General features: G+C 71.2%; 19 protein-coding genes and 1 other RNA gene. 9 read left to right on the top strand and 11 right to left on the bottom strand.

Annotated elements, in window-relative coordinates; all coding sequences use genetic code 11:
* Positions 1-6 precede the first annotated feature (6 nt).
* From AB0F13_RS24600 to AB0F13_RS24590, 3 genes are all read right to left on the bottom strand, one after another.
* Positions 7-3,453 (bottom strand): ALF repeat-containing protein, encoded by a 3,447-nt coding sequence (locus AB0F13_RS24600; protein WP_362086217.1) that lies wholly within the window; start codon positions 3,451-3,453, stop codon positions 7-9.
* Between the two features lie 305 nt (positions 3,454-3,758).
* On the bottom strand, positions 3,759-4,160 hold the full coding sequence (locus tag AB0F13_RS24595; protein ID WP_362086214.1) for a hypothetical protein: 402 nt from the start codon (positions 4,158-4,160) through the stop codon (positions 3,759-3,761).
* Between the two features lie 160 nt (positions 4,161-4,320).
* The gene (locus tag AB0F13_RS24590; RefSeq protein ID WP_362086211.1) at positions 4,321-7,635 is read right to left on the bottom strand and encodes an ALF repeat-containing protein; all 3,315 of its coding nucleotides are present in this window, start codon (positions 7,633-7,635) and stop codon (positions 4,321-4,323) included.
* Positions 7,636-8,098: 463 nt separating this feature from the next.
* On the opposite strand from AB0F13_RS24590, the gene AB0F13_RS24585 reads away from it, so the two are divergent.
* The 3 genes from AB0F13_RS24585 to AB0F13_RS24575 all read left to right on the top strand — a co-directional run bounded on the left by AB0F13_RS24585 (position 8,099) and on the right by AB0F13_RS24575 (position 11,889).
* On the top strand, positions 8,099-8,587 hold the full coding sequence (locus tag AB0F13_RS24585) for a hypothetical protein (RefSeq protein ID WP_362086208.1): 489 nt from the start codon (positions 8,099-8,101) through the stop codon (positions 8,585-8,587).
* A gap of 73 nt (positions 8,588-8,660) precedes the next feature.
* Positions 8,661-10,256 (top strand): trypsin-like serine protease, encoded by a 1,596-nt coding sequence (locus AB0F13_RS24580; RefSeq protein WP_362086205.1) that lies wholly within the window; start codon positions 8,661-8,663, stop codon positions 10,254-10,256.
* A gap of 88 nt (positions 10,257-10,344) precedes the next feature.
* The gene (locus AB0F13_RS24575; RefSeq protein WP_362086202.1) at positions 10,345-11,889 is read left to right on the top strand and encodes an FG-GAP-like repeat-containing protein; all 1,545 of its coding nucleotides are present in this window, start codon (positions 10,345-10,347) and stop codon (positions 11,887-11,889) included.
* Positions 11,890-11,967: 78 nt separating this feature from the next.
* On the opposite strand, the gene AB0F13_RS24570 is transcribed toward AB0F13_RS24575, so the two are convergent.
* The 3 genes from AB0F13_RS24570 to AB0F13_RS24560 all read right to left on the bottom strand — a co-directional run bounded on the left by AB0F13_RS24570 (position 11,968) and on the right by AB0F13_RS24560 (position 18,201).
* Complete coding sequence (locus AB0F13_RS24570) at positions 11,968-14,166, bottom strand: PIG-L family deacetylase (protein ID WP_362086199.1); 2,199 nt, start codon at positions 14,164-14,166, stop codon at positions 11,968-11,970.
* 29 nt (positions 14,167-14,195) lie between these two features.
* Positions 14,196-17,069 carry a stealth conserved region 3 domain-containing protein gene (locus AB0F13_RS24565; protein WP_362086197.1) on the bottom strand — a complete coding sequence of 958 codons (2,874 nt, stop codon included), beginning with the start codon at positions 17,067-17,069 and terminating at the stop codon, positions 14,196-14,198.
* 79 nt (positions 17,070-17,148) lie between these two features.
* A complete protein-coding gene (locus AB0F13_RS24560) occupies positions 17,149-18,201 on the bottom strand; it encodes a hypothetical protein (RefSeq protein WP_362086194.1) in 1,053 nt (350 codons plus the stop codon).
* 477 nt (positions 18,202-18,678) lie between these two features.
* On the opposite strand from AB0F13_RS24560, the gene AB0F13_RS24555 reads away from it, so the two are divergent.
* The gene (locus tag AB0F13_RS24555; protein ID WP_362086191.1) at positions 18,679-20,667 is read left to right on the top strand and encodes a stealth conserved region 3 domain-containing protein; all 1,989 of its coding nucleotides are present in this window, start codon (positions 18,679-18,681) and stop codon (positions 20,665-20,667) included.
* Between the two features lie 21 nt (positions 20,668-20,688).
* Here the strand turns inward: AB0F13_RS24555 and AB0F13_RS24550 are convergent, their stop codons facing one another.
* From AB0F13_RS24550 to AB0F13_RS24540, 3 genes are all read right to left on the bottom strand, one after another.
* The gene (locus tag AB0F13_RS24550) at positions 20,689-21,162 is read right to left on the bottom strand and encodes a superoxide dismutase family protein (RefSeq protein ID WP_362086189.1); all 474 of its coding nucleotides are present in this window, start codon (positions 21,160-21,162) and stop codon (positions 20,689-20,691) included.
* A gap of 244 nt (positions 21,163-21,406) precedes the next feature.
* Positions 21,407-21,685, bottom strand: coding sequence for a hypothetical protein (locus AB0F13_RS24545; RefSeq protein WP_362086186.1), 279 nt, complete (start codon positions 21,683-21,685; stop codon positions 21,407-21,409).
* Positions 21,686-21,707: 22 nt separating this feature from the next.
* Positions 21,708-22,367, bottom strand: a complete 660-nt coding sequence (locus AB0F13_RS24540) for a DUF6313 family protein (protein WP_362086183.1) — start codon at positions 22,365-22,367, stop codon at positions 21,708-21,710.
* A 229-nt stretch (positions 22,368-22,596) separates the two neighbouring features.
* Here AB0F13_RS24540 and AB0F13_RS24535 point away from each other — a divergent pair, with 229 nt between their 5' ends.
* The gene (locus tag AB0F13_RS24535) at positions 22,597-22,986 is read left to right on the top strand and encodes an ATP-binding protein (protein ID WP_362086180.1); all 390 of its coding nucleotides are present in this window, start codon (positions 22,597-22,599) and stop codon (positions 22,984-22,986) included.
* A 165-nt stretch (positions 22,987-23,151) separates the two neighbouring features.
* A complete protein-coding gene (locus AB0F13_RS24530; RefSeq protein ID WP_362086177.1) occupies positions 23,152-23,304 on the top strand; it encodes a hypothetical protein in 153 nt (50 codons plus the stop codon).
* A 105-nt stretch (positions 23,305-23,409) separates the two neighbouring features.
* Here the strand turns inward: AB0F13_RS24530 and rnpB are convergent.
* Both rnpB and AB0F13_RS24520 read right to left on the bottom strand, forming a co-directional pair.
* Positions 23,410-23,819, bottom strand: an RNA gene (rnpB, locus tag AB0F13_RS24525) — RNase P RNA component class A.
* Positions 23,820-23,848: 29 nt separating this feature from the next.
* Positions 23,849-25,312: an RNB domain-containing ribonuclease gene (locus AB0F13_RS24520; protein ID WP_362086174.1), complete on the bottom strand. Its 1,464-nt coding sequence runs from the start codon at positions 25,310-25,312 to the stop codon at positions 23,849-23,851.
* Between the two features lie 101 nt (positions 25,313-25,413).
* On the opposite strand from AB0F13_RS24520, the gene yaaA reads away from it, so the two are divergent.
* The 3 genes from yaaA (at position 25,414) to AB0F13_RS24505 (ending at position 26,959) form a co-directional block, all read left to right on the top strand.
* A complete protein-coding gene (gene yaaA, locus AB0F13_RS24515) occupies positions 25,414-26,214 on the top strand; it encodes a peroxide stress protein YaaA (protein WP_362086171.1) in 801 nt (266 codons plus the stop codon).
* Between the two features lie 65 nt (positions 26,215-26,279).
* On the top strand, positions 26,280-26,564 hold the full coding sequence (locus tag AB0F13_RS24510) for a hypothetical protein (RefSeq protein ID WP_362086168.1): 285 nt from the start codon (positions 26,280-26,282) through the stop codon (positions 26,562-26,564).
* A complete protein-coding gene (locus tag AB0F13_RS24505; protein ID WP_362086165.1) occupies positions 26,561-26,959 on the top strand; it encodes a hypothetical protein in 399 nt (132 codons plus the stop codon). The genes AB0F13_RS24510 and AB0F13_RS24505 overlap by 4 nt, the downstream gene beginning before the upstream one ends.
* Positions 26,960-26,994: the final 35 nt, after the last annotated feature.

Below are 26,994 nucleotides of genomic sequence, written 5' to 3'. Positions count from 1 at the left end.
GCAATACTACCGGTGGCCCGATATGTCGAGCCGGTTCGTCATTCCGCCCTGAACCGTGTAGTCGCGGGCGTACCCCTGGCTCGGGGCGCGGGCCAGATCCTTGACGGTCACCGGGATCCCGTAGATGTCGATGGGCGGCTTGTCGATGTCGAAGTTGTACTCCTTCTTGACATCGAGACGATAGTCGCCGGACATTTTTACCTTCCCGGCTCCTTCCACCGTCGCGGTCAATTTCCCGCTGACCCGGTATTGAATGGAGTGGAGAGCGAAGATGTGATCCTTCGACCCCGGATGCGCAAAGGTGAAACCTATCCAGTTGCTGTCGAGATTCACCTGGCAGGACGTACCCTCCGAACCCGTGCACTTCGACGCCGCATCATTGGCGTATTGGTTCAGCCGTTCATTCAGGTTGCTCTTCAGTGTCGGGTTGTCGTAGAGGGACCGCATCTGGTCCGCGTCGAAGATGTAGGGATCACCGGAACGCTTCTCCCAGTGCCTGATCAGGTCGCAGGACATCTCGCCCGTGTAGCAGGCGAAGCCCTCCGCGGCCGCCAGGGTGTGGATCATCGGGTCACCGGTGCGGCCGTACACGAACGCCCGCCAGAGCTTTTCCCCCATGCTCGGTTCGTGGAACGGAGGATGCTTCTTCTCGTCGTCCTGGTCGCTGATGTACGCATGACCGTCCGGGTCGGTGATGTCGACTTGCTTGTCGGTCTTCGGCTTCGCCTTCTGCTGGTCGTTCCACTTCTTGATGGCGCCGTCGCGGGCCTCGTTCGCCGCCTCGTTCGCCGCCTTGGAATCCTTGCCCGCGGCCACGGCCGAGTCGTGCGCCCTGGCAGCCGACTCGTAGGCGTCACTCGCGTACGCGGCGGCCTTGCTGGCGGAGTAATCGGCCCAAGCGGCGGACTGACTCGCCTCATGCGCGGCCGCGTTGGCGGAGTCCGCGGCGCTGCGCGCCTGCTTGGCCGATTCGGCGGCGCGTGCGGCCGACGCGTCGGCCTGGTTGGCCGACTCACGGGCCCGGTCGGCGTAGCCCTGGGCCTCCTTGGCGGATGCCGCCGCCTTCTCGGCCCAGCCCTGGGCCTCCTTGGCCGCGCCCCGTGCGGTGTACGCGGCCTCGGCGGCCTTGGCCGCGTCCTGCCGGGCCAGCGCGGCGGACCGCTTGGCGTCGGCGACGAGTCGCTGCATACCGGCCACATGGACCGCCGTCTCGTAGTCCTGCTTGGCGGCCTTGTACTGGCCGACCGCCACGAACTCGTGCAGCAGGGCCGGCGGGCCGGCCAGCGCGACGTCGGCGGTGGCCTTCATGTGCGCCCCGCCATTGTTCTTGAGCCTGGCGGCGGCGACCCGATCGTCCTCTTCACGGGCCTTGTACTGGCCGGACGTCAGGAACGTCTCGTACGCCTGAGGGCTCCCGGCGTCGAGTGCCGCACCGGCGGCCCTCTTCACGGCGACGTCACCGGTGCTCATGATCCTGGCGATCGTGACCCGGAAGTCGTCGGCCTGGGGCACGTACTGGCCGTTGCGCAGGAACTCTTCGACGTTCTTGGCGGATCCGGACAGTGCGGCGTCGGCCGCCTTGCGCAGGGCCGGCTTGTCGGAGTCCGCGAGGTGTGCCACGCGGGATCGGTCGTCCTGTTCCGCGGCGATCTGCCGGCCGGAGCGCACCCAGTCCTGGACGTCGGCGTCGGTGCCGGACAGTGCGGCCGAAGCGGCCTGCTGGGTCCACGGGCCACCGGCGGTCGCCAGCCGCAGAGCGGCCTTGCGGCCCAGGGTGACCGCCTCCGTGCCCGGCTTGGCCGCGTCCGTGAGCAGCTTCTGGGTATCGGTGTCGATGCGGAGGGCTTCCGCCTTGTCCTCGGCAACCCGCGCTTGCTGTGCCTCGTACTCCTTGCGCATCTCCTCGGCCCGCAGGACCTGCTTGGTCTTGTTGGCCTCCAGCATCGCGGCTTCGGTCTTGCGCGCGGTCTCCTCGACCTTGGCGGCCTTGCCGGCCGCGCCGGCAGCCGCGTCGGCGGCGGCCGTCGCGGCGTCGGAGTGCTGGGTCGCCTTCGCCGCGTCCTTCGCGGCCTGGCCCGCGTGTGCTGCGGCCTCGTCCGCGGCCTGGGCCGCCTTTCGGGCATGTGCCGCAGCGTCGCTCGCGGCCTGCCGGGCTTCACGGGCCGCCGTGGCGGCCTCTCCGGCCAGCGCCTCAGCGGAGTTGGCGGCGCTGTTGGCGGCGTTAGCGGCCCGACGGGCCCGGTCGGCTGCCGCACGTGCCCGTGCAGCCTCTGCCCCGGCTGCCTGCGAAAGGCCGCCGGCCTCGGCTGCGGCTTCCGCGGCGTCAGCGGCGTTCGCTCCCGCGCTGGCCGCCGACCTTGCGGCGATGACGGCCTCGCCCATCGCCGTCAGCGCGGCCGTGAGGTACACGATCGCGTTGTCGGTCTTCTTGACCACATCGCGCGCTTCCTCGGCCGCCTGACGTGCGGCCGCGGCCTGACCCGCGTCCGCTGCCGCGGCGTTCGCGGACTGGTAGGCACGCGAGGCGGCCTGGCCGGCCGCGGCTGCGAGGGAGGCCGCGGCCTGGGCCGCGCTCGCGGCCACGCGTGCCGCCGAGTGGGCCTCGCTGGCCGCCTCGATGGCGGTCTGCGCGGCATCCGCGGCCGCATTGGCGGCATCCGCCGCCCGGCCGGCCGCTCCGGCCGCCCGGTCCGCGGAGTCCTTGGCCGCCTTGGTCTCGGCGGCGGCCCGCAGCGCGGCCGCCTTGGCCGCCTTGGCGGCGGCCACCGCTCGGGCCGAGGACTCCTTCGCGGCCTCGGTCTCCTGGGTCGCCTTCTTCCCGGCCGCCGCGGCGGCGTCCACGAGCTGGCTGAGCGTCATGCGCTCCTGGTCCCGTGCGCGGGCGAGGAACTGGCCCTGCTCCAGGAACCGGGAGACATCCGCGGCGGAACCGCTGAGTGCCTCGCTTCCGGCCTTCTTCACCTGGGGACCACCGGAGGCGATGACGACCCCGGCCTCAAAGCGGTCGTCTTCCTCCTGGGCCGTGTAGCGCCCCTCCAGAGCGAAATCCCGCAGGGCGTCGACGGTGCCGGTGTTCAACGCCTTCTGACCTGCGTTCTTGACTCCCTTGCCGCCCGTGTTCATCACGGTGGCCACGGAGACGCGCAGGTCCTCCTCCCACGGAGCCTTCCAGCCCGACTCCATGAACTTCCGCAGGTCCTCGGGCGAACCGTCCAGGGCCTTCTCGGCGGCCGCCCGGACCCCCTTGCCGCCCTGCCCCAGCAGGCGCGCGACCTCTACCCGGTCGTCCTCTTCCTGCGCGGCCTTCCTGCCTCCGCCCAAGAACCCCTTCAGCTGCTCGTCCGAGCCGAGCAGCGCCTTCTCGGCAGCGGCCTTGGTGGCCTTCCCCCCGGCGCGCCACAGCGCGAGGACCTGGGCCCGTTCACCGGGCGTGTGAACCGCGGGCTCGGCCATGGCCGGTGCCGCTCCGACGACCGATGTGGCCAGTACCCCCGTGGCGAGCGCGAGGGCCGTGGTTATCAGGCCCAGGGAGCGCGCTCTCGCCGCACGTGGCGACGGTCTTCCGTTTTTGGTCATATCCCCTCAAAAAGCTTCGCAGGCCTGGTGAGAGCCCGCCGCGTGCGGTGGCACTTACCACCGCACGCGGGTGATCGTATAGCGATTCAGGGCATATCGATCACACGAAGCAGTGGAGCCCTCCGGCCGACGAGGGCCGGAGGGCTCCATCCGGGAAGCGAGGGGCGACCGCGGGACACCGCTCACGACGACATCGAGAACCATGCCCCGATCGCCACCATCACCACGATCACCAGAACCAGTTGCAGCTGGAGCCCCTGGGACAGACCGTTCTCCGGGCTCTGCTTCCCGTCCCTGGCCATTTCCAGGGCCTTTTCCCGCAGTTCATTCCGGTGCCCCAGGAAACCCAGCGGAAAGGCCAGGATCGCGGACGAGTAGATCGGCAGCGCCACACCGAGCCCGTCGCTCTTCGCCAGCGAGGACACGGCAACGAAGGTGATTCCGGCCAACGGCGCGAGGGAGATTCTCGTTTTGTACCGCTGATTCGGCATCAGCGGTACGAAGAAGAGCAGAAATATCGCCGTTGACGCGACGGCGACGACCCACCAGACGAGCAGCGGGACGGAGGGAGGGTCTTGCATCATCGCCTTCCTTGGCACTGTGGGGCCCGCGGCGGCGGGCCCCACAGCTCTTGTCATGCGGTCGGGACTTCAGCCGACAGCGGGCTCCGCAGCCGGAACAGGCCGCTTGGGGCCCGTGCCGCCTTCGTTGTCATCATCACCCTAGCTCCGGCATCCCGCCCCGTTACCAGGTGCACCAGCCCACGAGGGGGGAGATCGACTGGCTGATCACATGTGTCGTCCTTTCCACTCTCGACATCACGGCACCCGCACCGCCCAGGGCCTTCGCGCCGATCCCGATGCCCTTACTGATGGTGTTGCCGATTCCGCCGAGCGCCATACCGGTGACCGCGCTGATCATTCCCGAACTGCCGAATCCGTCCGCGTACCAGTACAGCGCAGCGCTGACTCCACCAGAGATCATCGACAGTGCTCCGAGAGCGGGCGTGACAACCACGTCCGCCGCCGGGATGAACGCGGTAATCACCGCTGCCGTTCCCAGACCCGTGCTCATGCGGTTGAAGAAATCGGCCCACCGGCGCGCGTCGTCCTTGCCGCTCGGGGCCTGGTCACCACTGGGCCTGTCGTACTTGGGGTCGTCGGAAGGGTTGGCGCCCTTCTTGGCGTTCTCCTTGGCCTGCTCCGCCGCCTTGGCGGCGGCTGCCGCCTGCTCCTGCTGGCGCTTCTGGACGGCGATGGCCTTCGCCTCGCTCGCGGCCTGTGAGGCCGCGGCAGCGTCCTTGCCGGCGGCGGCAGCGGACTGGCCGGCGCTGGTGGCCGACGCCTGTGCGCTCTCCGCCGAGGCCACGGCCTCGGCAGCGGAAGAGGCGGCCTGATTGGCGGAGTAGTTGGCCTGGCGGCTGGCCTGGCGGGCCGTGGCCGCGGCCTCCTTGGCCTTCTTGGCCGAGGCCGCCGCAGATGCCGCCGACTGGTCGGCTTCGCGGGCCTTGTTCTGCGCCTTGGCGGCGTAGTCCTTGGCTTCGTTGGCCGAAGCCGAGGCCTTGTCGGCCCACTCGCCGGCCTCCTTGGCCTTGTCGCGGGCCTTGGCGGCGACCTCGTAGGCCAGGTACGCGTTCTGGTTCGCGAGAGCCGCGGTGCGGCCGGCGTTGGCGAGCAGCGAACGCACGGCGGCGACGTGGGTGGCGGTGTCCTGGTCCAGCTGAGCCGCCTTGTACTGGACACGGGTGACGAACTCGTGCTGCATCCAGGAAGGTCCGGACAGCACGGCCTGGGCTGCGGACTGCACGTTGTCGCCGCCGCCGCTCATGACCTTGGCCGTCTCCGCGCGGTCGTCCTCGGCGAGGGCCTCGCGGTATCCGACGGTCAGGAACGCGTACAGCGCCTTGACGCTGCCGTCGCTCAGAGCGGCACCACCGGCCCTCTTGACGGCCGGACCGGCACCGTCCAGGAGCCTGGCGATCTGAACGCGGTAGTCCTCGGCCTGGATGGCGTAGACGCCTTCACCGATGAACTTCTCCACCCCCGCGTCGTCTCCCTCCAGCGTTTTGCGGGAGGCTTCGGCGAGTGCGGGTCCGCCGATCTTGGCGAGGACGAGGACCTTCTCCCGGTCGTCCTGGCGCAGGGCCTTGGCGTAACCGGCCTTGGCCCATACGACGACGTCCTGGTCGGTGCCGGCGAGAACGGCCTGGGCAGCCTGGCGGGTCCAGGCGCCGGTGTTGCCGATCAGGCCGACGGCGGCCTTGCGGCCGAGAGCGGCCGCGGCCTTGGTGTCGGCCGAGTCGGCGGCCTGGGCCACGAGCTGCCTGGTCGCCTCGTCGATACCGGCGGCCTGGGTCTGCAGCCGGGTCGCCTGGTCGCGATCCTCCTGCTCGGCCTTGGCGAGGGCCTTGGCCTCCTCGACGGCGAGCTTCGTACCGGCTTCGAGCTGCGCCTTCTCGCTGTCGCGGGCGAGCTGCTCGACCTTCTGAGCCTGCTCGAAGGCGCCGGTAGCGGCCTTGGCGGCCGCGATGGCGCTGTTGGCATGATCGGTGGCCTTTTTCGCCCAGTCCTGGGCCTTGCCGGCCTGGGCAGCCGCCTCGTCCGCGGCCTTGGCGGCACTCTCGGCGTGGTCGGCAGCGCTGTTGGCCGCCCGGTGCGCCTCACGCGCCTCGGAAGCGGCGCGGTCGGCGAGCGACTGGGCGCGGCCGGCCGCCGCGGTGGCGGTGGCGGCCGCGCTGCCGGCGACGTCGGCGGCCTCACGAGCCCTGCGGGACTGAGCGGTCGCCTCGCCCGCGGAGCTGCTGGCGTCCGCCGCGGCGTTGGCCGCCTCCGCCGCATTCTGCGCGGCGCGAGCGGCGGCGGCGCCGGAACGCCCGGCCTCGGCACTGGCGTCGGCGGCGTGCGACGCGGCGGAGGCGGCGGTGCGCGCACCAGCCGCGGCGTCACGTGCGGCCTGCGCGGCCTGACGGGCCGCGGACGCCTCGCCGGCGTTGCCGGCGGCTGCGGCAGCGGCCTGGTACGCACGCGCGGCGGCCTGACCGGCGGCGGCTGCCGCGGAGGCGGCGGCCTGGGCCGCGGCGGCGGCCGTGCGAGCCGCGGAGACGGCCGTGTTGGACGCCTGGATCGCCGTCCGGGCCGCGGCGGCCGCGCCTTCGGCCGCTGCGGCGGCGCGGTTGGCGGCCTGGCCGGCCCGGTTCAGGTCGTCCTTGGCCGCCGCGGTCTCCTTGGCGGCCTTCTGTGCGGCCTCCTTGGCGAGCCTCGCGGCCTCCTCGGCCCGGGAGGACGCCTCCTTGGCGGCATCGGTCTCCGCCTTGGCCCGCTTGCCCGCCTCCTCGGCGACCTGTGCCAGCTGGGAGACCGTCAAGCTCTCCTGGTCCCGCGCCCGGGCCACGTACTGCCCGGTCTCCAGGAACTCCCGCAGGTCCTGGGCCGAACCGCTCAGCGCCCGGTTGGCGAGCTTCTTCACCTCGGGGCCGCCGGCCTGCATGACCGTAGCGACCTGGACGCGGTCGTCCTCTTCCTGGGCCGTGAACCGGCCCTTGGCGAGGAAGTCGTCCATCGCCTTGGCGGAGCCGTCGTCGAGCGCCTTCTGCGCCGCCGCGCGCACCCCGCGCTCGCTGTTGTTCAGCACCGTCGCGACCGCGACCCTGCGGTCGTCGTCCAGCGGCTTCTGGTAGCCGGACTTCACGAATTCGTGCAGGTCCGCATCCGAACCGCTCAACGCCTTCTGAGCGGCCGCACGGACACCCGCGCCGGAGACGTTGAGCATCTTCGCGACGGCGAAGCGTTCATCCTCGACCGTCGCATGTTCGAGGCCCGACTTCAGGAATGTGCTGATGTCCGCGTCCGAGCCCGCCAGCGCCTTCGCCGCCGCGTCCTTGGTCGCCATCCCCCCGAGCTGCCACGCCTCGACCACCTGAGCACGTGCGCCCGCGGCGAGCGGGAGCCCGGCCGGATCTGCGGGAACGGCCGCGGCCACCGTGGTGCCGAAGACCGTCACGGACAGCGTGAGAGCCGTGAGCGCCGAGAGGCGTGTACGCAGATACCGCGTCCGCGGCATACTTGATATTGATCTCTTGTTGGTCATATCCCCTCAAAAACTCGGATCCGTTAAGAACCCGTCATGAGGCGGCACTTGCCGCAACACGCGCATGATCGTATAGGGGAACCGACACGAAGGTCTTTTTAGGTCACGCCCATGCAGAGCGGGAGCGGCACGCACGGGATCAGGCCAAGCGGGCGATGGTTCCCGAAATCCCGGTATGGGCGGGCAGAAGGCATGTCGGCGGACGCCCGGCACGTGACGGCACTTCAGCCCCGCTTTCGGGACATCCCAGACGGGTGATATCAATAGTGCGCCGGTCCGAGCGCAGGGGGCAGTCGTTGCGCCATGAGGCCAGGCAATGGTGACTGGGGGGTCCGACCGAACCAACCCGGTTCCTTGCCGGACGGGCACACGTGCGCACACGTATGGCGCGCGCGTTTTCTTATCGCATTCTTCACAAGGGCAAGGAACCGTACCGATGAGGCTGTTTTCCCGTCTGCTCACCGCCGGTGTCGTCGTGGCCGCCACCGCGGCGACCGGCTCCGCCACCGCGATCGCCGCGGACACCCCGCCCACAGCGGTCGAGGACTTCGAGTACCCGCAGGCGGACAAGATCTTCAAGGAACGCGGTATCAAGCTGAAGCGCGGCGACGGGCACATCGTTCTCGTCCCGTGCGACAGCCGTCCCGGCCTGATCGAGATCAACGCACGGAACATGCAGGAGACGGACAAGGTCGGCCAGGGGAAGTACTGCTTCCGCGTCACCGGTAAGACGGGCTACCTGAGCCTGGAGATGCCGGCGGTCTACCTCGCGAAGGGCAACGACTACAACGTCGACGTCAACATGGTGACGGCCAACGAAGAGAAGTCGTTCAAGCTGGACAAGAATGCCTGGACTTCGGTGGGCGAGTCCACCGACCCGCAGCGCCGTGAGTTCACCCTGCTGGAGATCGTCGCCAAGAAGTAGCCGCTGCTGCTGGCACATCCGGCCGCGGCGCCCCGCCTCCCGGCCGCTCTCCGAGATCCATAGGAAGAAACACATGTCTGGCAAGGCTCCGCGCGCCGCGTGGACAGCAGGACTTCTCACCACCTCCGTCGCCGCCGGTGTCCTGACCGGCACCCAGGCCCACGCCGTCGTCGGTGACGAGGCCAAGGACGGTCAGTACCAGTTCACCGCCCGCATCGACATCGGTGACGGCAAGCGCAGCTGCACCGGCGCCCTGGTCGAGAGCCAGTGGGTGCTCACCGCGGCGAGCTGCTTCGCGGACGACCCCTCGCAAGGCTTCCGCATCACCGGCGGTGTGCCCAAGCAGAACACCACCGTCACCGTCGGCCGCACCGATCTCACCCGCGAGACCGGCACCACGGCCAAGGCCGTCGAGCTCGTTCCGCGTGGCGACCGTGACCTGGTCATGGTCAAGCTCGACAAGTCCGTGGCCGGCGTCATGCCCGTGCCCGTGAGCAAGATGGAGCCCAAGCAGGGCGACGAGTTCAAGGTCACCGGTTACGGCCGCACCAAGGACGAGTGGGCACCCGAGCGCCTGCACTCCGCCGCCTTCGGTGCCGGCGCGGTCTCGGCCGGGGCGATCGAGCTCGTCGGCAAGTCCGCCGAAGCCAGCCTGTGCAAGGGCGACACCGGCGGTCCGGCCTTCCGCGAGAAGGACGGTGCCTTCGAGCTGGCCGCCATCAACACCGGTTCCTGGCAGGGCGGCTGCTTCGGCACCGATGAGGCCGAGACGCGCAAGGGCGCGGTCGGCACCCGCGTCGACGACGTCGCCGACTGGGTCCAGCAGACCTACGCCCGCACACTGCTCAAGCGCGCCGACTGGAAGAACGCCGTACACCTGGCTTCCGGTTACTTCACCGGCGGCTCGGCCGACAGCAAGCGGCGCATGGACCTGTTCGTCGTCTGGAAGGACGGCTCCGCCAGCCTCTTCCAGGGCGCCGACCACAGCGACCCCAAGTACCCCTTCACCGCCGAGTACAAGCTCGAAGGCGCAGGGAGCTACTGGAAGGACGCGCGCGCCGTCACCGGTGGCAAGTTCACCGAGAACGGCTCCGAGGGCCTGACCGTTCGCTGGGCCAGCGGCAAGCTGTCGACGTACACCCACGTCGACGCGAAGGGCTTCCACGACGAGAAGACCCTGGCCCTCAGCGACACGTGGAAGCGCGCCCGCCTCATCACGGCCGGCCGCTACACCGCCAACGCCCTGCGCGACGACCTGCTGGTCCTGTGGGACAACGGCTCCACGTCGATGTACTCCGACACCGACGCCAACGGTGTCAAGAAGGAGACGCAGCTGACCAACGCGGACGACGGCTGGAAGAACGCGGTCCAGATCGCCGCCGGTGAGTTCACGGGCAAGAAGACCGCGGACCTGATGATCCGCTGGAACGACGGCCAGACCCAGGTCTTCCCGGGTGTCGACACCGCCGGCTACCACGGCCGGGTCCAGCTGACGCCCGAGGGTTACTTCTGGAAGAACGCCTCGCAGATCACGGTGGGCAACTTCACCAACTCCAGTGGCCGCACCAACGACGTCCTCATCCGTTGGAACACCACTGACCTCAGCTACTACCCGGGCGTGGAGGCCAACGGCACGTCGCCGCGCGGTGAGGTCCAGCTCGTCGGCTGACCCAGCGCTCGCATGTGGCCCCCTCCCTGCATCACCGGGGCGGGGGCCCCTGTCCTTCCGCCGCACCTCCCCCAGGAGCAAGCAACCCATGTTTGACAAGCGTTCACGCCTCGCGTGGGCCACCGGCCTCATCGCCTCCACCGTCGGGGCCGCCGCTCTGACCGCCGTCCCCGCCCACGCCGTCGTCGGCGACGAGGCCAAGGACGGCCAGTACGCGTTCACCGCGAAGATCGACATCGGCGACGGCAAGCGCAGCTGCACCGGTGCCCTCGTCGACCAGCAGTGGGCCCTGACCGCCGCCAGCTGCTTCGCCGACGATCCCGCGCAGGGCTTCCGTATCACCGGGGGCAAGCCCAAGCAGAAGACCACCGTGACCGTCGGCCGCACCGACCTCACGCGTGAGACCGGCACCGTCGTCGACGCCGTCGAGCTCGTCCCGCGCGGCGACCGCGACCTGGTCATGGTCAGGCTCGCGAAGCCCGTCACCGGCATCGCCCCCGTGAGCATCGCCGGTTACGAGCCCAAGCAGGGCGACGAGCTCAAGGTCACTGGCTACGGCCGCACCAAGGACGAATGGGCGCCCGAGCGCCTGCACACCGCCGTCTTCGGCATCGGCGCGGTCTCCGGCGCCACCCTCGACCTCGCCGGCAAGTCCGCCGACGCGTCCGTCTGCAAGGGCGACACCGGCGGCCCCGCCTTCCGTGAGAAGGACGGCGCCTTCGAGCTCGCCGCCGTCAACACCGCCTCCTGGCAGGGCGGCTGCTTCGGCACCGACGAGGCCGAGACACGTAAGGGCGCCACGAGCACCCGGGTCGACGACGTCAACTCCTGGATCCAGCAGCAGCGCCTGACCGGCAGGTCCGGCGAGCTCACCAACGTCATGACGACCGCCGACTTCAACAACGACGGCCGCACCGACGTCGCCGCCGTACTCAAGGACGGTTCGCTGCACGCGTTCTACGCCGGTGCGGACGGCACCCTCGAGTACGGTCGCGACCTGTGGCGCGACAAGACGTGGGGCGGCAAGAAGCAGATCATCGGCGGTGACTTCAACGGCGACGGCAAGGCCGACATCCTCGCCGTCGCCGGTGACGGCAGCATGCACCTCTACGCGGGCCTGGACAACGGCAAGCTCGCCGACGCCAAGCCGGCGTGGAAGGACGCGTCCTGGGGCAGGATTCCGCTCGTCGCCCGCTACAAGGGTGACGGCTGGAACCGCGACGGTCTGATCGCCCAGTGGGACGACGGCACGCTGATGGCCTACTCGACCGCCGCCGACGGCACGCTGACCGGTGGCACGCGCCGCGAGATGTGGCGCGACAAGACGTGGACCAAGAAGCGCATCGCCACCGGTGACTTCAACGGCGACGGCCGTGACGACATCGCCGCCGTGGCCGCCGACGGCGCACTGCACCTGTACGCCGGCAACGGCAAGGGCTCGTTCGACAACGCCCGCGAGATGTGGCGCGACAACAGCTGGGACACCATGCAGGTCGTCCTGGGCGGCGACTTCAACGGCGACGGCAAGGGTGACCTCTTCGCCCGCTGGGGCCGTGGTGACCTGCGCTGGTACGCCGGTGACGGCAAGGGCGTCATCGCCGAGGGCCGCGCCGCCTGGCCCTCCGGCTCCTGACCCGCACAGCCGAAAGGGGTTGGCCCCCACCACTGGAACTCAAGTCCGTGGTGGGGGCCAACCCCTTTCGCACCCCTCTTACGTGAACTCCAGGCGTCCCGCCTGCAGCGTCCCCTCCGGGGTGAGCGAGGCGGCGACCAGCCGCCCCTTGGCGTCCACGGCGACGGACGGTGGTCCCACCATCTGGGTGCCGAACGTCGACCACCGCTGCTTGGCGCCCTGCCCGATACCGCTCGCGCTGAGCGTCCCCGAGCTGTTGCGGGTCACCAGGACCGCGCGTGCCTTGTCGGCCGGGTCGCCGGCGAGGGCCATGACGCCGTAGCCGCGCCCCGCGAGGCCGAGGTGGACCGGCTGCCACTGGTTGCCGACGGCGTCCGGGAGGCGGTACGCCAGGGGCTTGGACGTCTTCGGCTCCCGGTAGGTCAGCAACAGCGAACCGTCGGGCTGGGCGAACAGCGTCGGCGGGTCGGCCGGGGTGGGGAGGCGGCCGTCGTAGGACGGGATGAGCTTGCCGCCGGGCCGTTCCTGGGCCCAGTGCAGGACCGTGCCGTGGCCGGAGCCGACCACGTGGATGCGGCCGTCCTTGTCGGTGACCGCGCTGAGGCCTTCCTGCACCTCGTCCGGGCCGCCCGCGCCGTACTGCGCGCCGGAGCCGGTGCGGGGCCCCTCGGCGAGACCGCCGAGGCCACCGGTGCCGGAGTTGCCGGAGGCGTCGCGGCGGGGCGTGCGCTCCGGGTCCTCGCTCCCGCCCCCCACGCCGCCGGGCACCGCGTCGGCGAGCTCCGTCCACGCGCTCCAGCTGCCGTCGGCCGCCTGGTGCGTGGTGCTCACGCCCTTGGCCGCGTTGCGCGCGAAGACCTGTGCGCTGCCGTCGGCGTTGCGGGCCACCACCGGCGCGCCGGTGAGGCGGTCACGCGCCGGGCCGGGGTCGGGCGTGCCGAGGGAGGTCCAGGATCCGAACGAACCGCCGGAACGTTCCTGCTCCAGGGCGACGATCTCGCGGCGGTTGCCCTCCGGGCCGGTGCCCAGCCCGGCGATGCGCTCGCCGAACAGCTGCCAGCGGCCGTCCTTGGTCTGCGAGACGGCGAGGTGCGGCATGAGCGGGCCGCCGCCGAGCAGCTTCGGGCCGTCGAAGCGGCCGCTGCCGGGGGCGGTCTCGGTCCACATGGCCGCCTGCCGGTCGAGCACCCCGAACGCGGTCAGGCGGTTGTCGTGGCCGCGCTGCAGCCACGTCGTGGTGCCGGGGTAGCGGTGGGTCGTGCTCTGCAGCCAGCCCGTTCCGTAGCTGCGGTCGCGGCCGACGTCGTAGTCGCCGCAGCCCGCCGCGAAGCCGCAGCCGAGACCGGGGGAACCACCGTAGGCGTTGAGCACGTCGGCCTTGGCGCGCACCGCGGCCGGGGTCAGGTTGTAGGGCCAGCGCTCGTTGTAGTAGCCGCGGAAGGCGGTGACGGTGAAGTGCTTGCCCTGGCCCGGGCCCTTGTAGTGGTCGAGCGCCGCGTAGGTGAACTGGGCGGCGGCGGTGTGGTCCGGGTGGTCGGAGAAGCCGGGCTGGTCGTGGTGCTTGCGGTTGCTGGCGTCGTGGACCTGCGCGTCCGGGTCCGGGTCCATGGTGCGCACCAGCGTCGGCTTGAACCGGTCGAGCACGGCGGCCAGCGCGTCGACGACCCCGGCACCGGTGACGGGGTGCGCGTCGCGCACGGTCGAGCCGGTGGCCACCCGGGTACGGCCGACGGCCTTCGGCTCCGCCCACAGCTTCTGCAGCCGGACGTCGGAGCCGGGCTGGTCCGCCGTGTGCTGGGCCAGGCCCAGGAAGACCAGGGTGACGCCGGGGTGGTCGGCGAGGCTGTCCGCCTCGGCCTTGAGACCGCCGGGCAGGTCCAGCGTGGTGCGCTTCCACTCGGCCAGCGGTTTGCCGGTCGTCATCAGGGCGTAGGCCTGGCGCAGACCCTGCTGGCGGGAGCCGGCGTAGCCACCGAAGTCCGGCTTGGGCTTCTCCTTCTGCCCGGGCACGTTGTTGCGGCCGTCGGCCTCACCGCTGGTGAGGTAGACGCTGACCACGCGGTGGTTGGCGTCGATCGACTGCTGGACGTCGGGGTTCATGAAGTACAGGTCGTCGTCCGGGTGGGCGACGATCTGCAGCGTGACGGCGCCGGCGGTGCCGTCCTTGCGGGCGGGGACCTCCGCACGGGGCACGGCGGCCGGGGCGGAGGGCCCGGGCTTGTCGGCACCCTGGCTCGAACAGCCGGCGACACCGAGGGCGAGCATGGCCGCGAGCACGCTCCTTCTGCTGGGGCCCCCCACCCTTGTCACCGTGCCTCGTGGGCCTGGCGGCGGTTGCGCACCGAGCCCTTCTCGTACTGCGAGGGGACGGGGAAGTAGCTTGCCAGGAACACCGCGAGGGCGTCCGCCTGCTCGTCCTCCGGGACGTCGCCGTCGTGGTAGTCGTTGATGCAGAACACGTCGTGGGAGCGGGCCGCCAGCAGCCGGTGCAGCCGGACGTGGTGCTCGCGCAGGCCGACGTTGACGAAGGCGGAGCTGATCGCGCTGGGCACGCTACGGCCGGTGAACATGCCGTACCAGTGGTGCAGCGACGAGGTGATGGCGAGGTCGGTGCGGGCGCGGAACTGCGCGGCCGCCGTGCGGGCGACCTCCTCCGGGAACCTCTCCTCGATCTCCTCCAGGGTGCTGCGGCGCAGCGGGTGCGGCGCGTGGAGGAAGGTGTTGGCGACCGTCTTGCCGAACTCCCGCTCGATCAGGGCGCGGTTGTTCTTGGCGGCGGCGAAGACCAGGTCGCTGTCCAGCGACGGGTCGCCGGCCGGGACCGCCGTGGGCGAGATGAAGCACTTGGCCGTGCCGCTGCCGAGGAAGAACGACTCGGGCTTCATCGGGCGGCCGAGGAAGACGTCGTCGTTGAAGTACAGCACGTGCTCGGCCAGGCCCTCGATGCGGTGGAGCCGGCTCTCGATGGCGTGGGAGTTGTAGGAGGGCAGACGACCGGTGTCGCCGAAGATCTCCCGGTGGCTGACGACGCGCACCCGCGGGTGGTCGGTGTCGAGCCACTCGGGCACCTGGTCGTCGGTGACGAGGTGGATGTTGCGCACCCAGGGGGCGTGCAGATCCAGCGAGCGCAGGGAGTAGCGCAGTTCGTCGCGGCTGCGGAAGCGGGCGGAGCTGCCCGCTGAGGCGGCGGCGAGGATGCCGTGCTCGGCCTGCGTCCGCTCCTTGCGCTCCAGCCAGGCCGGGTCGGTGCCGTCGACCCAGGTGTAGACGACGTCGATGGGGAAGTCGACCTGGTCGACGAACGTCCTGGTGTACGCCTCGACGGTGCTGTAGTCGCGGTCGCCGATCGTTGTGCGGGCGGGCTGCTGGAGCACGCTGCGCGGCAGGGTGGCGCCGTAGCGGATGCCGCCGGGGATGGTGATGGTGCTCTCGTCGTCCTCGGTGTCGCGCCAGAACGCGACGTCGCAGCCGTAGACGCCGCTTACGCGCAGCTGGCCGCGGCCGGTGAGGACGGGCCGGAAGACGCGCACGGTGGTGCACGTGGCCGGGAGGGCGGCCGGGCTGAGGACAGCGGCCAGGATCGTGCGCAGGACCGCGCCGCGCTCGTTGAGCAGAGCCGCGTAGACCGGCTCGTCGCGGTAACGCTCGGCGAAGTCCTTGAGGAAGGTGTCGCGGTGCGTGGCGTCCACGGCCAGGGTGTGGCGCAGCTGGGGAGTTTCGGTGAGGAGGTAGGGGATGTCCAGGGACTCCAGGACGTCGACCGCGAGGTCGAGGTTGTCCCGCATCACCTCGAAGGGCGTGGTGTCCTCGCGGACCAGGCAGATCTGGCCGCCGGCACGGCGGACGTCGGGGCGGGCGGCCTCGATGCGTACCTCGTGCGCCTTGTCGGCGACGCCGGCGTGGGGCCGGTCGATCCTCTCGGGGACCGCGGCCCCGGCGATGCCGCCCCCGGCATCGGCGGCGGCCTGCAGGATGCGGCGGCGGGCCTTGTCGGCGTCGCGCTCGTCACCGGCACGGTAGGCGGCCAGCTCCTGGAGCAGCTCGTTCCACTTCTGCGCGACCTCGCCGTCGGTGAACCGGGCGGAGGTCTTGAGCGCGGCGGCGCCCATCTCCTGCCGCAGGGCGTCGTCGTCCATCAGCCGGGCGAGGGCGGCAGCCAGCTCGCCCTCGTCGCCGAACGGTACGAGGAGGCCGTCGTGGCCGTCGGTGAGGATCTCGGCCGGGCCGTTGGGGCAGTCGTAGGCGATGACGGGCACGCCGGCGGCCTGGGCCTCGACGAGCACCAGGCCGAAGGCCTCGACGCGCGAGGTGAGCATGGCGATGGACGCCTTGGCCCACTCCTCGGCCATGTTGGGGGTGCTGCCGACGAGCTGGACCTGGTCGGCGACGCCGTACTGGCCGGCTATGCCCTTCAGGGCGCGCATGCGGGGGCCGTCACCGAGGATCCGCAGGTTCCAGCGGGGGCGGTCGGCGGCGACGGTGGCGAAGGCGCGGATCGCGTGCTCGATCTGCTTCTCGGCGGCCAGGCGGGCGCCCAGGACCACGGTGCGGCTCTCCAGAGTGGAGCGCGGGCGGAAGCCGTGGGGCAGGGCGTTGCCGATGGTGGCCAGGCGGGGGGCGCAGTCGCCGAGGGTCTCGGCGAACCACTCGCGGGTGCGCTCGGTGAGGGAGACCAGTCCGTCGATGGCCGAGGCGAACATGCGCAGCGGCTCGCCGGAGGTGCCGCGCAGCTCCGAGACCCGGTGGTCCAGATGGACGGTGAGCACGTGCTGCGGGGCGAGTCGGGCCATGTACGCCATGAGCGCCGGCGTAGTGGAGATCAGCACGTCGGCGTCGATGGTGCGCAGGGCCTCGCCGAGCTCGAGATCACTGAGCCGGTTGAAGGCGGACTCCCATTCGGGCCGCACCAGATCACTGGGGGTGGCGGCGAGGCGCTTGTAGGCCGCCGTCAGGTCGGGGCCGCCGGCCGGGGCGGTGCGTACGGGGCGCTGCGGGCCCCGCTTGTCCACGAGGTTGCGGACGCGCACGGTGCCGCTGTCGAAGAACGACTCGCCGCGCGTGCGGAAGACGCTCAGGATCTCCACCTCGTGCTGCCGGGCAAGCAGCTCGGCGAGCGTCAGGGTGGCACGCTCGGTGCCGCCCATCGTGTCGGCGGAGGTCAGCAGAAAGGTGATTTTCACGTGCGGCCTTCGAAGTGTGCGGCGGTCCGGGTGCGGTGGCCTCGGTGGGCTAGACGGCGCTCTGGTCTGCTCGGTTGCCTCAGGTGGTGCCGAGGCTGCGCGGGGTGCAGACGAGCTGGAGCGCGCCGCGGCGGGTGTACTGGGGTTTGACCTGCACAAACGTGCCGTTCTCGGCCCGCACGGTGAACGCCGGCGGGGTGAGGACCTTGCGGGGTGCGGTCAGGTCGTGGTCGTGGCGGCCGAGGTCCAGCGGCTTGGCGCCGCGGGAGCCGGGCACCAGGCGGAAGGACCAGGTCTGGCGGCCGGAGGTGGTGGCCAGCAGCCTCGCCAGCGGCAGGGTGACCCGCCAGGCGGTGTCGTCGCCGGGCAGCGGCTCGACGGCCTGGCGCAGCACCTGCCGGCGCTGCTGGTCGACGAGCTCGACGACGGGCTGCCCGGCGCCGTCGCCGGTGACGGCCTGGCCGTACACGGCGAACAGCAGCCCGGCGCCGGTGAAGGAACGGTCGATGCGCAGGATCTCCGCCCTGGCCTGTGCCGGTGCGACGGTCAGGCGCAGCTGGCCGGCGGTGGTGAGGCCGAGGCGGTGCCGACGGCCCGTGCGGGGGCAGGTGGCCAGCGGGCGGGTGGGGCCGGCGTAGTCGGGCGGGCCGTCGCCGAGCAGGCGCAGCCGTACGGGCGCGGGGTCGTCGTCGCGCAGCTCCAGGCCGAGGGTCCAGCGGCCGGTGGTGACGGGCAGCCCGCCGATCTCCTCGCCGAGCAGGACGGTCGCGGCGACCGTCATCCGGCCGGCCTCGTCCCGCTGGAGCCGGGCCTCGGCCCGCAGGCGCGTGTCGCCGTTGACCAGGAGCAGGTGGGCGCGCGCGGCCGGGTCCTCGGCGGCCTCGGTGCCGGCGGGCAGCGCCGCGTGCAGGTTCAGCGTGTGACCGTCCAGGACGGCGGCGTACTGGACGCGGGCGGCTGAGCCGTGGGCGGCGGGCATGAGGACGGAGTCGACGAGGGTGTTGCGGCCGCTGGCGAGGCCGGAGGCGGCGCGGCGGCGCACCGTCGCACCGACCTTCATGACCGGGCTGCGCCGCAGCGCGATGCGTGCGGACTTCTTGATCACGCGCAGGGCGTGTCGGGGCGCGGTCACGGGCGCACCCCGCGGGCGCCCGCCACCGGCGTGCGGCCGGAATCGTGGCGCGGCTTCCGCCGGTCTCCGGGAGTCATGATCTGGAAGTACAACACCCAAACAGGGTAATCGGATCTCCGGCGGCGATGCGGCGGGAAGGCACGGTACCGCCTCGATATGCGGCCCCTACAGCCTTCTTGCGCACAGGTGAACTTTCCCACACGGCCGACGGGGGCGGCGCTGGGCGCCGGAACGCGGCGGGGGCGTCCGGGCCCTTGCGCCGTGCGGGGGCGGGGATCCGTCCGGGTTTCGATCTGTCCGGATTTGCGGGCATGCGAGAGATTGCTTACGGATAAATATCTCTGGTAGTTACTTAACTCTCTGTTTTCCGGCCCTGCCGGTTTCCCTGCCGGGCCGGTGACGTGCTGTTCTAGGGGTATCGGTACGCCCGGGGACGGATGGGCGGCCGTGGAGGACGACCGAGGGGTTGAAACGATCATGTCACGCGAGCCGGCGACCCCGCCCGTCCACGGCGGGAAGATCCCTGCCGCCGCAGGTAATCCCCCGGCGGTCAGTCCGGGCCTGCCCGGCCGGTCTCCGGCCGCCGCCGTCCCCGCCCAGAGCACTCCGCCCCCGAGCGGCTCCGGCGCCCCGCGCACCCCGGCCGCGCGCGCCAACCCGGAGAAGTCCGGGCTGGTCAAGGCCTACCGCAGGGTCCTGCCCGAGAGCGCCCGCCGGGCCATCGCCCAGCGCGTGTCCGTCGAGACCCGCGGCGCCCTCATGCAGCACATGGCGAACTCCCTCGACCTCCAGCAGCGCCGCCAGAAGATCCGGGGCAAGCGGCTCCAGCGCCGCTACGCCGGCCACCTGGACGCGGCCCTGCCGCGCGTGGTCCTCGTGGACGGCAAGGCGCACATCGCCCTCGTCGACCCCGCCCTGACCCCGCACGGCACCCGCGCCGACACCCTCGTCCTGGTGTGCTCCACGCTGGAGGACGCCGGCATCGGCTACTTCTGCGTCCGGACCGCGACCGCCGGCACCACCCCCGCGATCGCGGTGGCCGCCGCCGACCGCCGACGCGTCCTGCAGCAGCTCGCGCGCCTGTGCGGGCACATACCCGGCTACGTCGCGCCCGTGGGCCGCGACAACACCCCCGGCCAGCCGCTCCCCGGCTTCGTGGCGGGCACCTGGCGCCAGGTCGAGAAGTGCGACGTCACGCGCGTCACGTGGTTCCGCACCACCGCCGACGGCGCCCTGGTACTGGGGCAGGAGCACGGCTGCGACATCCAGTTCTGGGCCCGCGAGGAGGCCCCCGGCGGCCCCGTTCTCGTCGCCCCGCGCCGCAACGGCGTCGTCGAGGAGGTCCCGGCCGCCGCCGCCCCCGTCGAGGCGCCCCTGGAGCTGTTCACCGGCCCGCTGGGGCACACGGTCGCCGCGGGCGGCAACGACGGCACGACCGGCGGCTCCGACAGCCCGGCCCGCCGCACGGTCCACACCCGCCCCGAGTTCACCATCCGGCTCCCCCAGGACATCCCCTTCCCCATCGACGTCGTCTACACCTGGGTCGACGGCAGCGACCCCGCCTGGGCACAGCGCCGCGCGCAGGCCCAGCGCGACGCCGGGGACGTGGAGACCCGCCACGAGGAGGCGGCGAACGACGCCCGCTACCTCAGCCGCGACGAGCTGAAGTACTCGCTGCGCTCACTGCACCAGTTCGCACCCTGGGTCCGTACGGTCTACCTGGTCACCGACGACCAGGTCCCGGAGTGGCTGGACACCTCGCACCCCGGCATCCGCGTGGTCAGCCACAAGCAGATCTTCTCCGACACGAGCGCGTTGCCGACGTTCAACTCGCACGCCATCGAGAGCCAGCTGCACCACATCGAGGGCCTGTCGGAGTACTTCCTGTACTTCAACGACGACGTCTTCCTCGGCAGCCCGCTGACCCCGCAGACCTTCTTCCTCTCCAACGGGCTGACGAAGTTCTTCCCCTCGCCCGCGCTGATACCGCTGGGGGCGCACGACCCCGCCGACCCGCCGGTGGCAGCCGCCGCGAAGAACAACAGGGCGCTGGTGGAAGAGGGTTTCTCGACGACCTTCACGCAGAAGATGCGGCACGTGCCGCACGCACTGAGCCGCAGCGTGCTCGGCGAGATAGAGGAACGGTACGCGGACGCCCACAAGGCCACGGCCCGCGCACGCTTCCGCAGCCCCGAGGACCTCTCCGTCGCCTCCTCGCTGCACCACTACTACGCGTACCACCAGGCCCGCGCGATACCGTCCGAAATGCGCTACGTCTACATGGACCTGGCCCACCCGAACACCTCGCGCCGGCTGAACCGGCTGCTGGCGAACCGGGACATGGACGTCTTCTGCATCAACGACACGGTCTCCACGGACAAGGACCTGGAGCGCACCAACGCGCTCATAGCGCCGTTCCTGGAGGGCTACTTCCCCGTGCCGGGCCCGTTCGAGAAGCGCCCCTGACGCCGGGGGCCCGGCCGCCCCCTACTCGAAGGCCACGTTGACGCAGGCCAGCCGCGCTCCCGCCATCCCGGCGTGGCCCGGCGTGGTCTCGGTGCCGTGCTCGTGGATGACCACGGAACGGGCCTCACCCGCGCGGAAGCTCCACTTCACCGTCGTGTCCGAACCGCCCTTGCCCTGCTTGTCGGTGGTGAAGTCCAGCCACACCTCGTTGCGCGCGTTGGCGTACTTCGGGTCCATCGAGGGCTGCTTGGGGTCCTTGACGTTCTGATAGTGCGGCCCCGAGGCGTCGGGGGCACTGCCGCACGGCTTGGTATGCACATGCGCCCCGAACGTCCGGCCCGCCTCGATCCCGCGCACCCGCAGCTCGATCCGCGTGCCGTCATGCCCGGTGCGCTCCATGACCGATACCCGGCTGCCCTCCGGCACCGCCTTCGTATCGAACGTGACCGCCTGGTGCACACCCCCGCCGACGGCGGACCTGAACTCCGCGTCCACGGAGGTCCCTTGACACGGCAGGCCACCCGCGGGCGACGCGACGGCCAGCGAAGCGGCGAGCACTGACATGAGAAAAGCCATCGTCCGGGCCCCTTCCAGCGCAGTTCCCACTCATCCCCCGCCAACACGAGGGCTGCCACCTGCCAGCCTCGCACCCATCCCTCGGGGCGCGAGCCTCTCCCCACGGTATCCAGCCATGGGCGCGGGCGCGCGGCGAAGGCGGGCACCCGGGAAAGGGAGACTGTCAGTCCATCGTCTGATTCGGCCGCTGCCAGCTGCGCAGACGCGGATTCCACCGGAATTCCGGCCGCGGCTCGACGGGCTCGGCGAAGCCCGCGCCGAGCACGGACTCCAGATCGGCGATCATCATCCAGGTCGACTCGGGCCCCAGGTGGTCCCCGACGCCGTCGGACCCCCAGCGCACCAGGTAACGAGCCGCGTCGTCCAGGCCCTGCTCGGTCGCATCCGGGAAACAGTCCTTGAGCATGAAGCGAACGAGCTCCACCGCACTGCGCGGCCTCATTCCCTGCCCCTCTCTTCACGGGTCATTTGCGGGCCTCGCAGACCGCGCAGACGCCGATGAGCGCCCAGATGCGCAGGACGACCTTGCAGTGGCTCTGGGCGCGCGGGAGATTCTCGATCCTCCCGAGTGCCGAGAACTCCACGCTGCGCATGGTCTCCGTGACCGCCACCTCCCAGTGGTCCTGCGCCCGCGCCCAGTCGTTCTTGTGCGCGATCCGCACAAAGCACTCCACGAAGTGCACGTCTGCCGCGCGGCCATGGAAGTAGGACCCCAGCCAGTCGATGACCGGTGGCGGTGTCAGCCTCTCGCCCCAGGTACGTCGCACGAACGGCTCCTTGGACGTGGTCCCGCCCGTCCGTGAGATCCGCGCGGCGATGATGTGACCGGCCAGCCCGCCGACCATCGCCGGTGCCAACAGCCACCCCACGAGGGAAACCGTCCACGGCAGGAGAGGGATGCCCTTCGCCGGCGGCTCTTCCATTCCCAGCAGAACCTTGTAGGAGACGCGCCATCCCTCGTAGATGCCGGACACGATGTAGAACGCGGCGAACGCCAGCAGCAGCGGTATGCCGATGTCCACGAACCACTGGGCGAGCCCGGTGAGCCCCCTGCGCGACCGGAACGTCCTCCTCAAGCGCACCCTCAGCGCCTGCTCGGGAGGCGGGATCAAGGTCTGCGGCACCGAGGCCATCGAACGTATCGCCAACTCCCCTGCACCCCCCGCCGATCACCACATCGCACCCACGAACTATCCACCAGGTCACATCACTTGTCGCGGACTTCGCGGGTTCCTCTTGTCACCCGGTTGTCACCCGGCCTTGCTCGCTCACAGGTATGGCGTGGCGTGTCCCGGACGCCAGTCAGTCGTTCTAGTCACAAAATCCCACTGCGCGATCTCCGAAGGAGACCTGATGCGACGAGCACTTATGGCAGCCACCATGGCAGCAGCCGCCTTGACACTGGGGTCGACGGCCGCCGCCCAGGCCGATGCACCGCTGCCGGACCAGGGCGGGGCGACTGCCCTCGGCGGCCTCCCCTCGGGCGACGCGAACCCGGTTGCGGAACCGGTTGCGGGCCTGATGGGCGGACTGCCCGTCCAAGGGCTGCAGACCGGCGCGCTGCCGGGGGCGGCGGGAGGCATCCTGGGCAAGACAGCGGGCGCGGCCACCGGAGGCGGGCTGCCGACGGATGCGCTCACGGGAGGCGGGCTGCCGACGAGTGGGCTTCCGACGAGTGGGCTTCCGACGGGCGGCGGGCTCCCGACCGATCAGCTGCCGCTCAAGGGACTGCCGCTCGGCTGACTGCGGCTCGGCCGGCCACCGCTCGGCCGGCCACCGGCGGGCGGGCTTCCGGCGCTGAGCCGGCTGCTCGCCCTCCGCGATGGAGGACTCCACGCTCCGACGGCGGTTCGGCCCGGGCCGGGGCCTGCGGGGAGGGTGACTCACACCGCCCGCCATCCAATGAGCGTGGCCAGTGTGTACTCACACAGCAGGCGCCAGTCACGGCATCAGGACGCTGCCGATCTGCACCTGATCGAGCTTGCCAAAGCCGACATCGACGGCACCACCGTGAGCCACGAGGAGGCCATGGCGGTCTACGAGCAATCGCAGGTGTCGTGAGGTGCAGGCCCGGTCAGCCAGGAAACGCGGTGGCGAAGTCGTCCCACGCGAAAGCCCTCTGACCTGCAGATTTGCAGATCAGAGGGCTTTGCGTCAGATGACCGGCGGACGAGTCGGCCTGTACGCCGGGTTCTGTCTCCCGGGGGCCTTGCGGCCCTCGGGGAGGCGGCCATCCATCTAGGCCTGCCGTTGCCGACAGGCTCGTGCGGTCTACCCGCGGACTCGGGCGGGCAGCCCTCGATCGTCCGCGCAGGGCCGCCGCCGTGAAGCGGCTGCCCCTCTTGACCTTGCTCCGGGTGGGGTTTACCTAGCCGTCCGAGTCACCTCGGACGCTGGTGGTCTCTTACACCACCGTTTCACCCTTACCGGGAATCCGAAGATCCCCGGCGGTCTGTTTTCTGTGGCACTGTCCCGCGGGTCACCCCGGGTGGGCGTTACCCACCACCCTGCCGTATGGAGCCCGGACGTTCCTCGGGGGATCCGTGAGGATCCCACGCGGCCGCCCGGCCGGCTCGTCCGCCGTGACGACCATGTTACCGGCCGCTCACGTCGGGACGAACCACACCTTCTCCCTCCCCGGGTTCGCTTCGATCACCCGGACCCGCATGCGTTTGCCCAGCGGCAGCGGCGGGCCGTCCCCGTCGGCCTCGACATGGCCGATGACCGCCGGATCGTACAGATGGACCGTGCCCGCCGTCGGCCGGGACTCGACGACGTCCACCACGTAGCCGTCGAAGACCTCACCGATCCGGTCGCGCATCAGCGCCGCCTCGACCAGGTCCACGCACTCCCGCTCCGCCTCAGCGGCCTTCCGGGCGCCGCGCTCCATCTCGCCGGGCAGCCCGTCCAGCGCCGCACGCACCCACTCGGGGGCCTCGAGGCCCGCGGCCGCCGCCAGGCACAGTTCGCTGGTGTAGCGGTCGACGAGGCGGCGCAGGGGCGCGGTGCAGTGGGCATAGGGGGCGGCGAGCGCGGCGTGGCCGGGGTCGGTGGGGGTGGGGTGAGTGGTGGGGCGGTCGCGGTCGAAGACGGTGTAGCCGGCGCCGCGCAGCAGGGTGGTGCACTCGTGCAGGAACGCCGCGTGCTGCGGGTGCCGCGGGTCGAGGGCCCGGACGAGCACGGCGTACGGCATCTGCTCGGGCCATGGCACGCCAAGGGCCCTGGCCACCCGCCGCAGCCTGGCGACCGCGCCCTGCGGTGCGGCGGGCAGCGTGCGCAGGATGCCCGTGCCCGCGCTCAGCATCAGCTGTGCGGCGGCCATCCCGGTCATCAGGGAGATCTGGGCATTCCACCCTTCCGTAGGAAGCGGAACCCGGTAGCCGAGCGCATAGCTGCCGTCCTCCCGCTGTACCACCTCCTGCTCCGGCACATTGAGCGAGATCCCGCCGCGCGTGCGCTCCAGCACCTCCCGCCGCGCCCCTATTTCCCGCAGCAGCGACAGCGGCTCCTCGGCCGTTCCCGTGGCGATGGCCCGCTGAACCCCGGCGTAGTCCAGCCTCGCCCGGCTCCGTACGACCGCCCGCCGCACGTCGGTGGCCACCACCTGCCCGTCCGTGTCCAGGTCCAGCCGCCACAGGACCGCCGGCCGGTCGTGGTCCGGCAGCAGGCTCGCGGCGCCCTCGCCGATGCTCCGGGGGTGCAGGGGGATGCGTACGTCCGGGTAGTACAGGGTCATCACACGGCTGTGCGCCTCCTCGTCCAGCGCGCCGCCGGGCAGGACGAAGGCGGCGACGTCCGCGATCGCGTAGTGCACGCGGTAGCCGCCGCTGCGCCGGGCCAGGAACATCGCCTGATCGAGATCCTTCGACCCGGGCGGGTCGATGGTGAAGAGCGGCACGTCCGTCGCGTCGTACGCGGGCATGCGCGGTCGCCGCGCGGCCTGCTCGGCCTCCTGGAGCACACGGGCCGGGAAATCCTCCGGCACATGCGTCTTCTCGCGCAGCTCGCGCAGTGCCGTCACAAGCGGAGTGCGCTCCGTGTCCGTCACGTGGATGGGGCGGCGTGGCATGGCCACGAGCCTATGGGCGGTACGGGCGCGAGGCACAGCAAGCGCGGCGGACGGCGTTAGGGTGGCTCGGGTTCCGGGAGTTCTGCTGAGGAGATCGAGTCGTGCTCGTGCTGTTGCCGCCGTCCGAGGGGAAGGCCACGGGCGGTGCCGGAGAGGCGCTGGAGGCCGGTGCGCTGTCCCTGCAGGGGTTGAGCGGGGCCCGGGAGGCCGTCCTGGCGGAGCTGGTGGAGCTGTGCTCCGGCGACGAGGAGAAGGCCGCCGAGGTCCTGGGCCTGAGCCCCGGCCTGCGGGGCGAGATCGCCAAGAACGCGGCGCTGCGGACGGCGCCCACCCGGCCGGCCGGCGAGATCTACACCGGTGTTCTCTACGACGCCCTGGGCATCGCCACCCTGAGCGCGGCCGCCCGCCGCGCGGCGGACCGTTCGCTGCTCGTCTTCTCCGGCCTGTGGGGCGCGGTGCGCATCGGTGACGCCATCCCCTCCTACCGCTGCTCGATGGGCGTCAAGCTCCCCGGCCTGGGCGCCCTCGGCGCGTACTGGCGCACGCCCATGGCCGAGGCCCTTCCGGAGGCGGCGGGTGACGGGCTGGTCCTGGACCTGCGCTCGGCCGCGTACGCCACGGCATGGAAGCCGAAGGGCGTCCTCGCCGAGCGGACGGCCACGGTGCGGGTCCTGCAGTCGAGGATGGTGAACGGGGTGGAGAAGCGGTCCGTCGTCAGCCACTTCAACAAGGCCACCAAGGGACGCCTCGTCCGCGACCTGCTCACCGCCGGCCACGAGCCCTCCTCGCCGCGCGAGCTGGCGGAGGCGCTGCGCGAGCTGGGGTACGCGGTGGAGGGCGACGACGCCCCGGCCAAGGGCGGCAAGCCGTGGGCGCTCGATGTCGTGGTGACGGAGCTTTAGCGCACTCGGCTCGCGCAGGTGGGCGACGGCCCGCGCCGGGCTCGTAGGAGCTCTATAGTGACGCTATGGCCTCCACGACGATTCAGGTGCCACGAGAGACCCGCGATCACCTCGCCGAACTCGCGAAGGAACGCGGTATGAGCATCGGCCAGCTGGTCGAGGCTCTCGCCGCCGAACAGCCGACCGCCGCACAACGCGCCGAACGGCTGGCCGCCGATCGGCAGGTCGCGCGGCAGGTCATCGGCCTCGACGTCAGCGACGAGGAGTTCGACCAAGCGCCCGACATTCTCGGCAACATCTACAAGATCGCTGCCGATAAGGTCCGGGCCGCCCGGGGCAACGCCGCGTGATCATCCTCGATACCAGCGCCGTCACAGCCCTCGCGCAGGGCCACAAGACGCTGAACCTCCTCGCCGGCAACATGGCGCGCACACCCGGCGACCGTCTCAGCGTCCCCTCTCTGTGCCTCATGCAGGCCGAAGCGAACGAGGCGGACGTCTCCCGTCGCGTCCTCGCCTACTCCTCCGTAGTCGTCGACGGCCTCGACATGGTCGCCTCCGTCAGCGTCGGCACGATGATGCGCGACGGCTACGGCGGCCCGGACACGTGCCACGCCCTGTACTGCGCGCTGCCGCGCCCTGAATTCACCGGCATGTCCATCCTGCTGACCGGCAACGAAGACGCCTACCCACCCGGTGTGATCACCGTGGACATCGACTCACCCGGCATGCTCGGCTTCTACTGACCGGAACGTCACCGACCACCGGACAGGCCGCTTCG

Origin of the sequence: Streptomyces sp. NPDC026206 (genome assembly GCF_040638465.1) — a bacterium.
In the GTDB taxonomy this organism is placed as follows: Bacteria; Actinomycetota; Actinomycetes; order Streptomycetales; family Streptomycetaceae; genus Streptomyces.
Note: the sequence above shows the minus strand (reverse complement) of the source record. Positions and strands in the feature narration are given on the sequence as shown.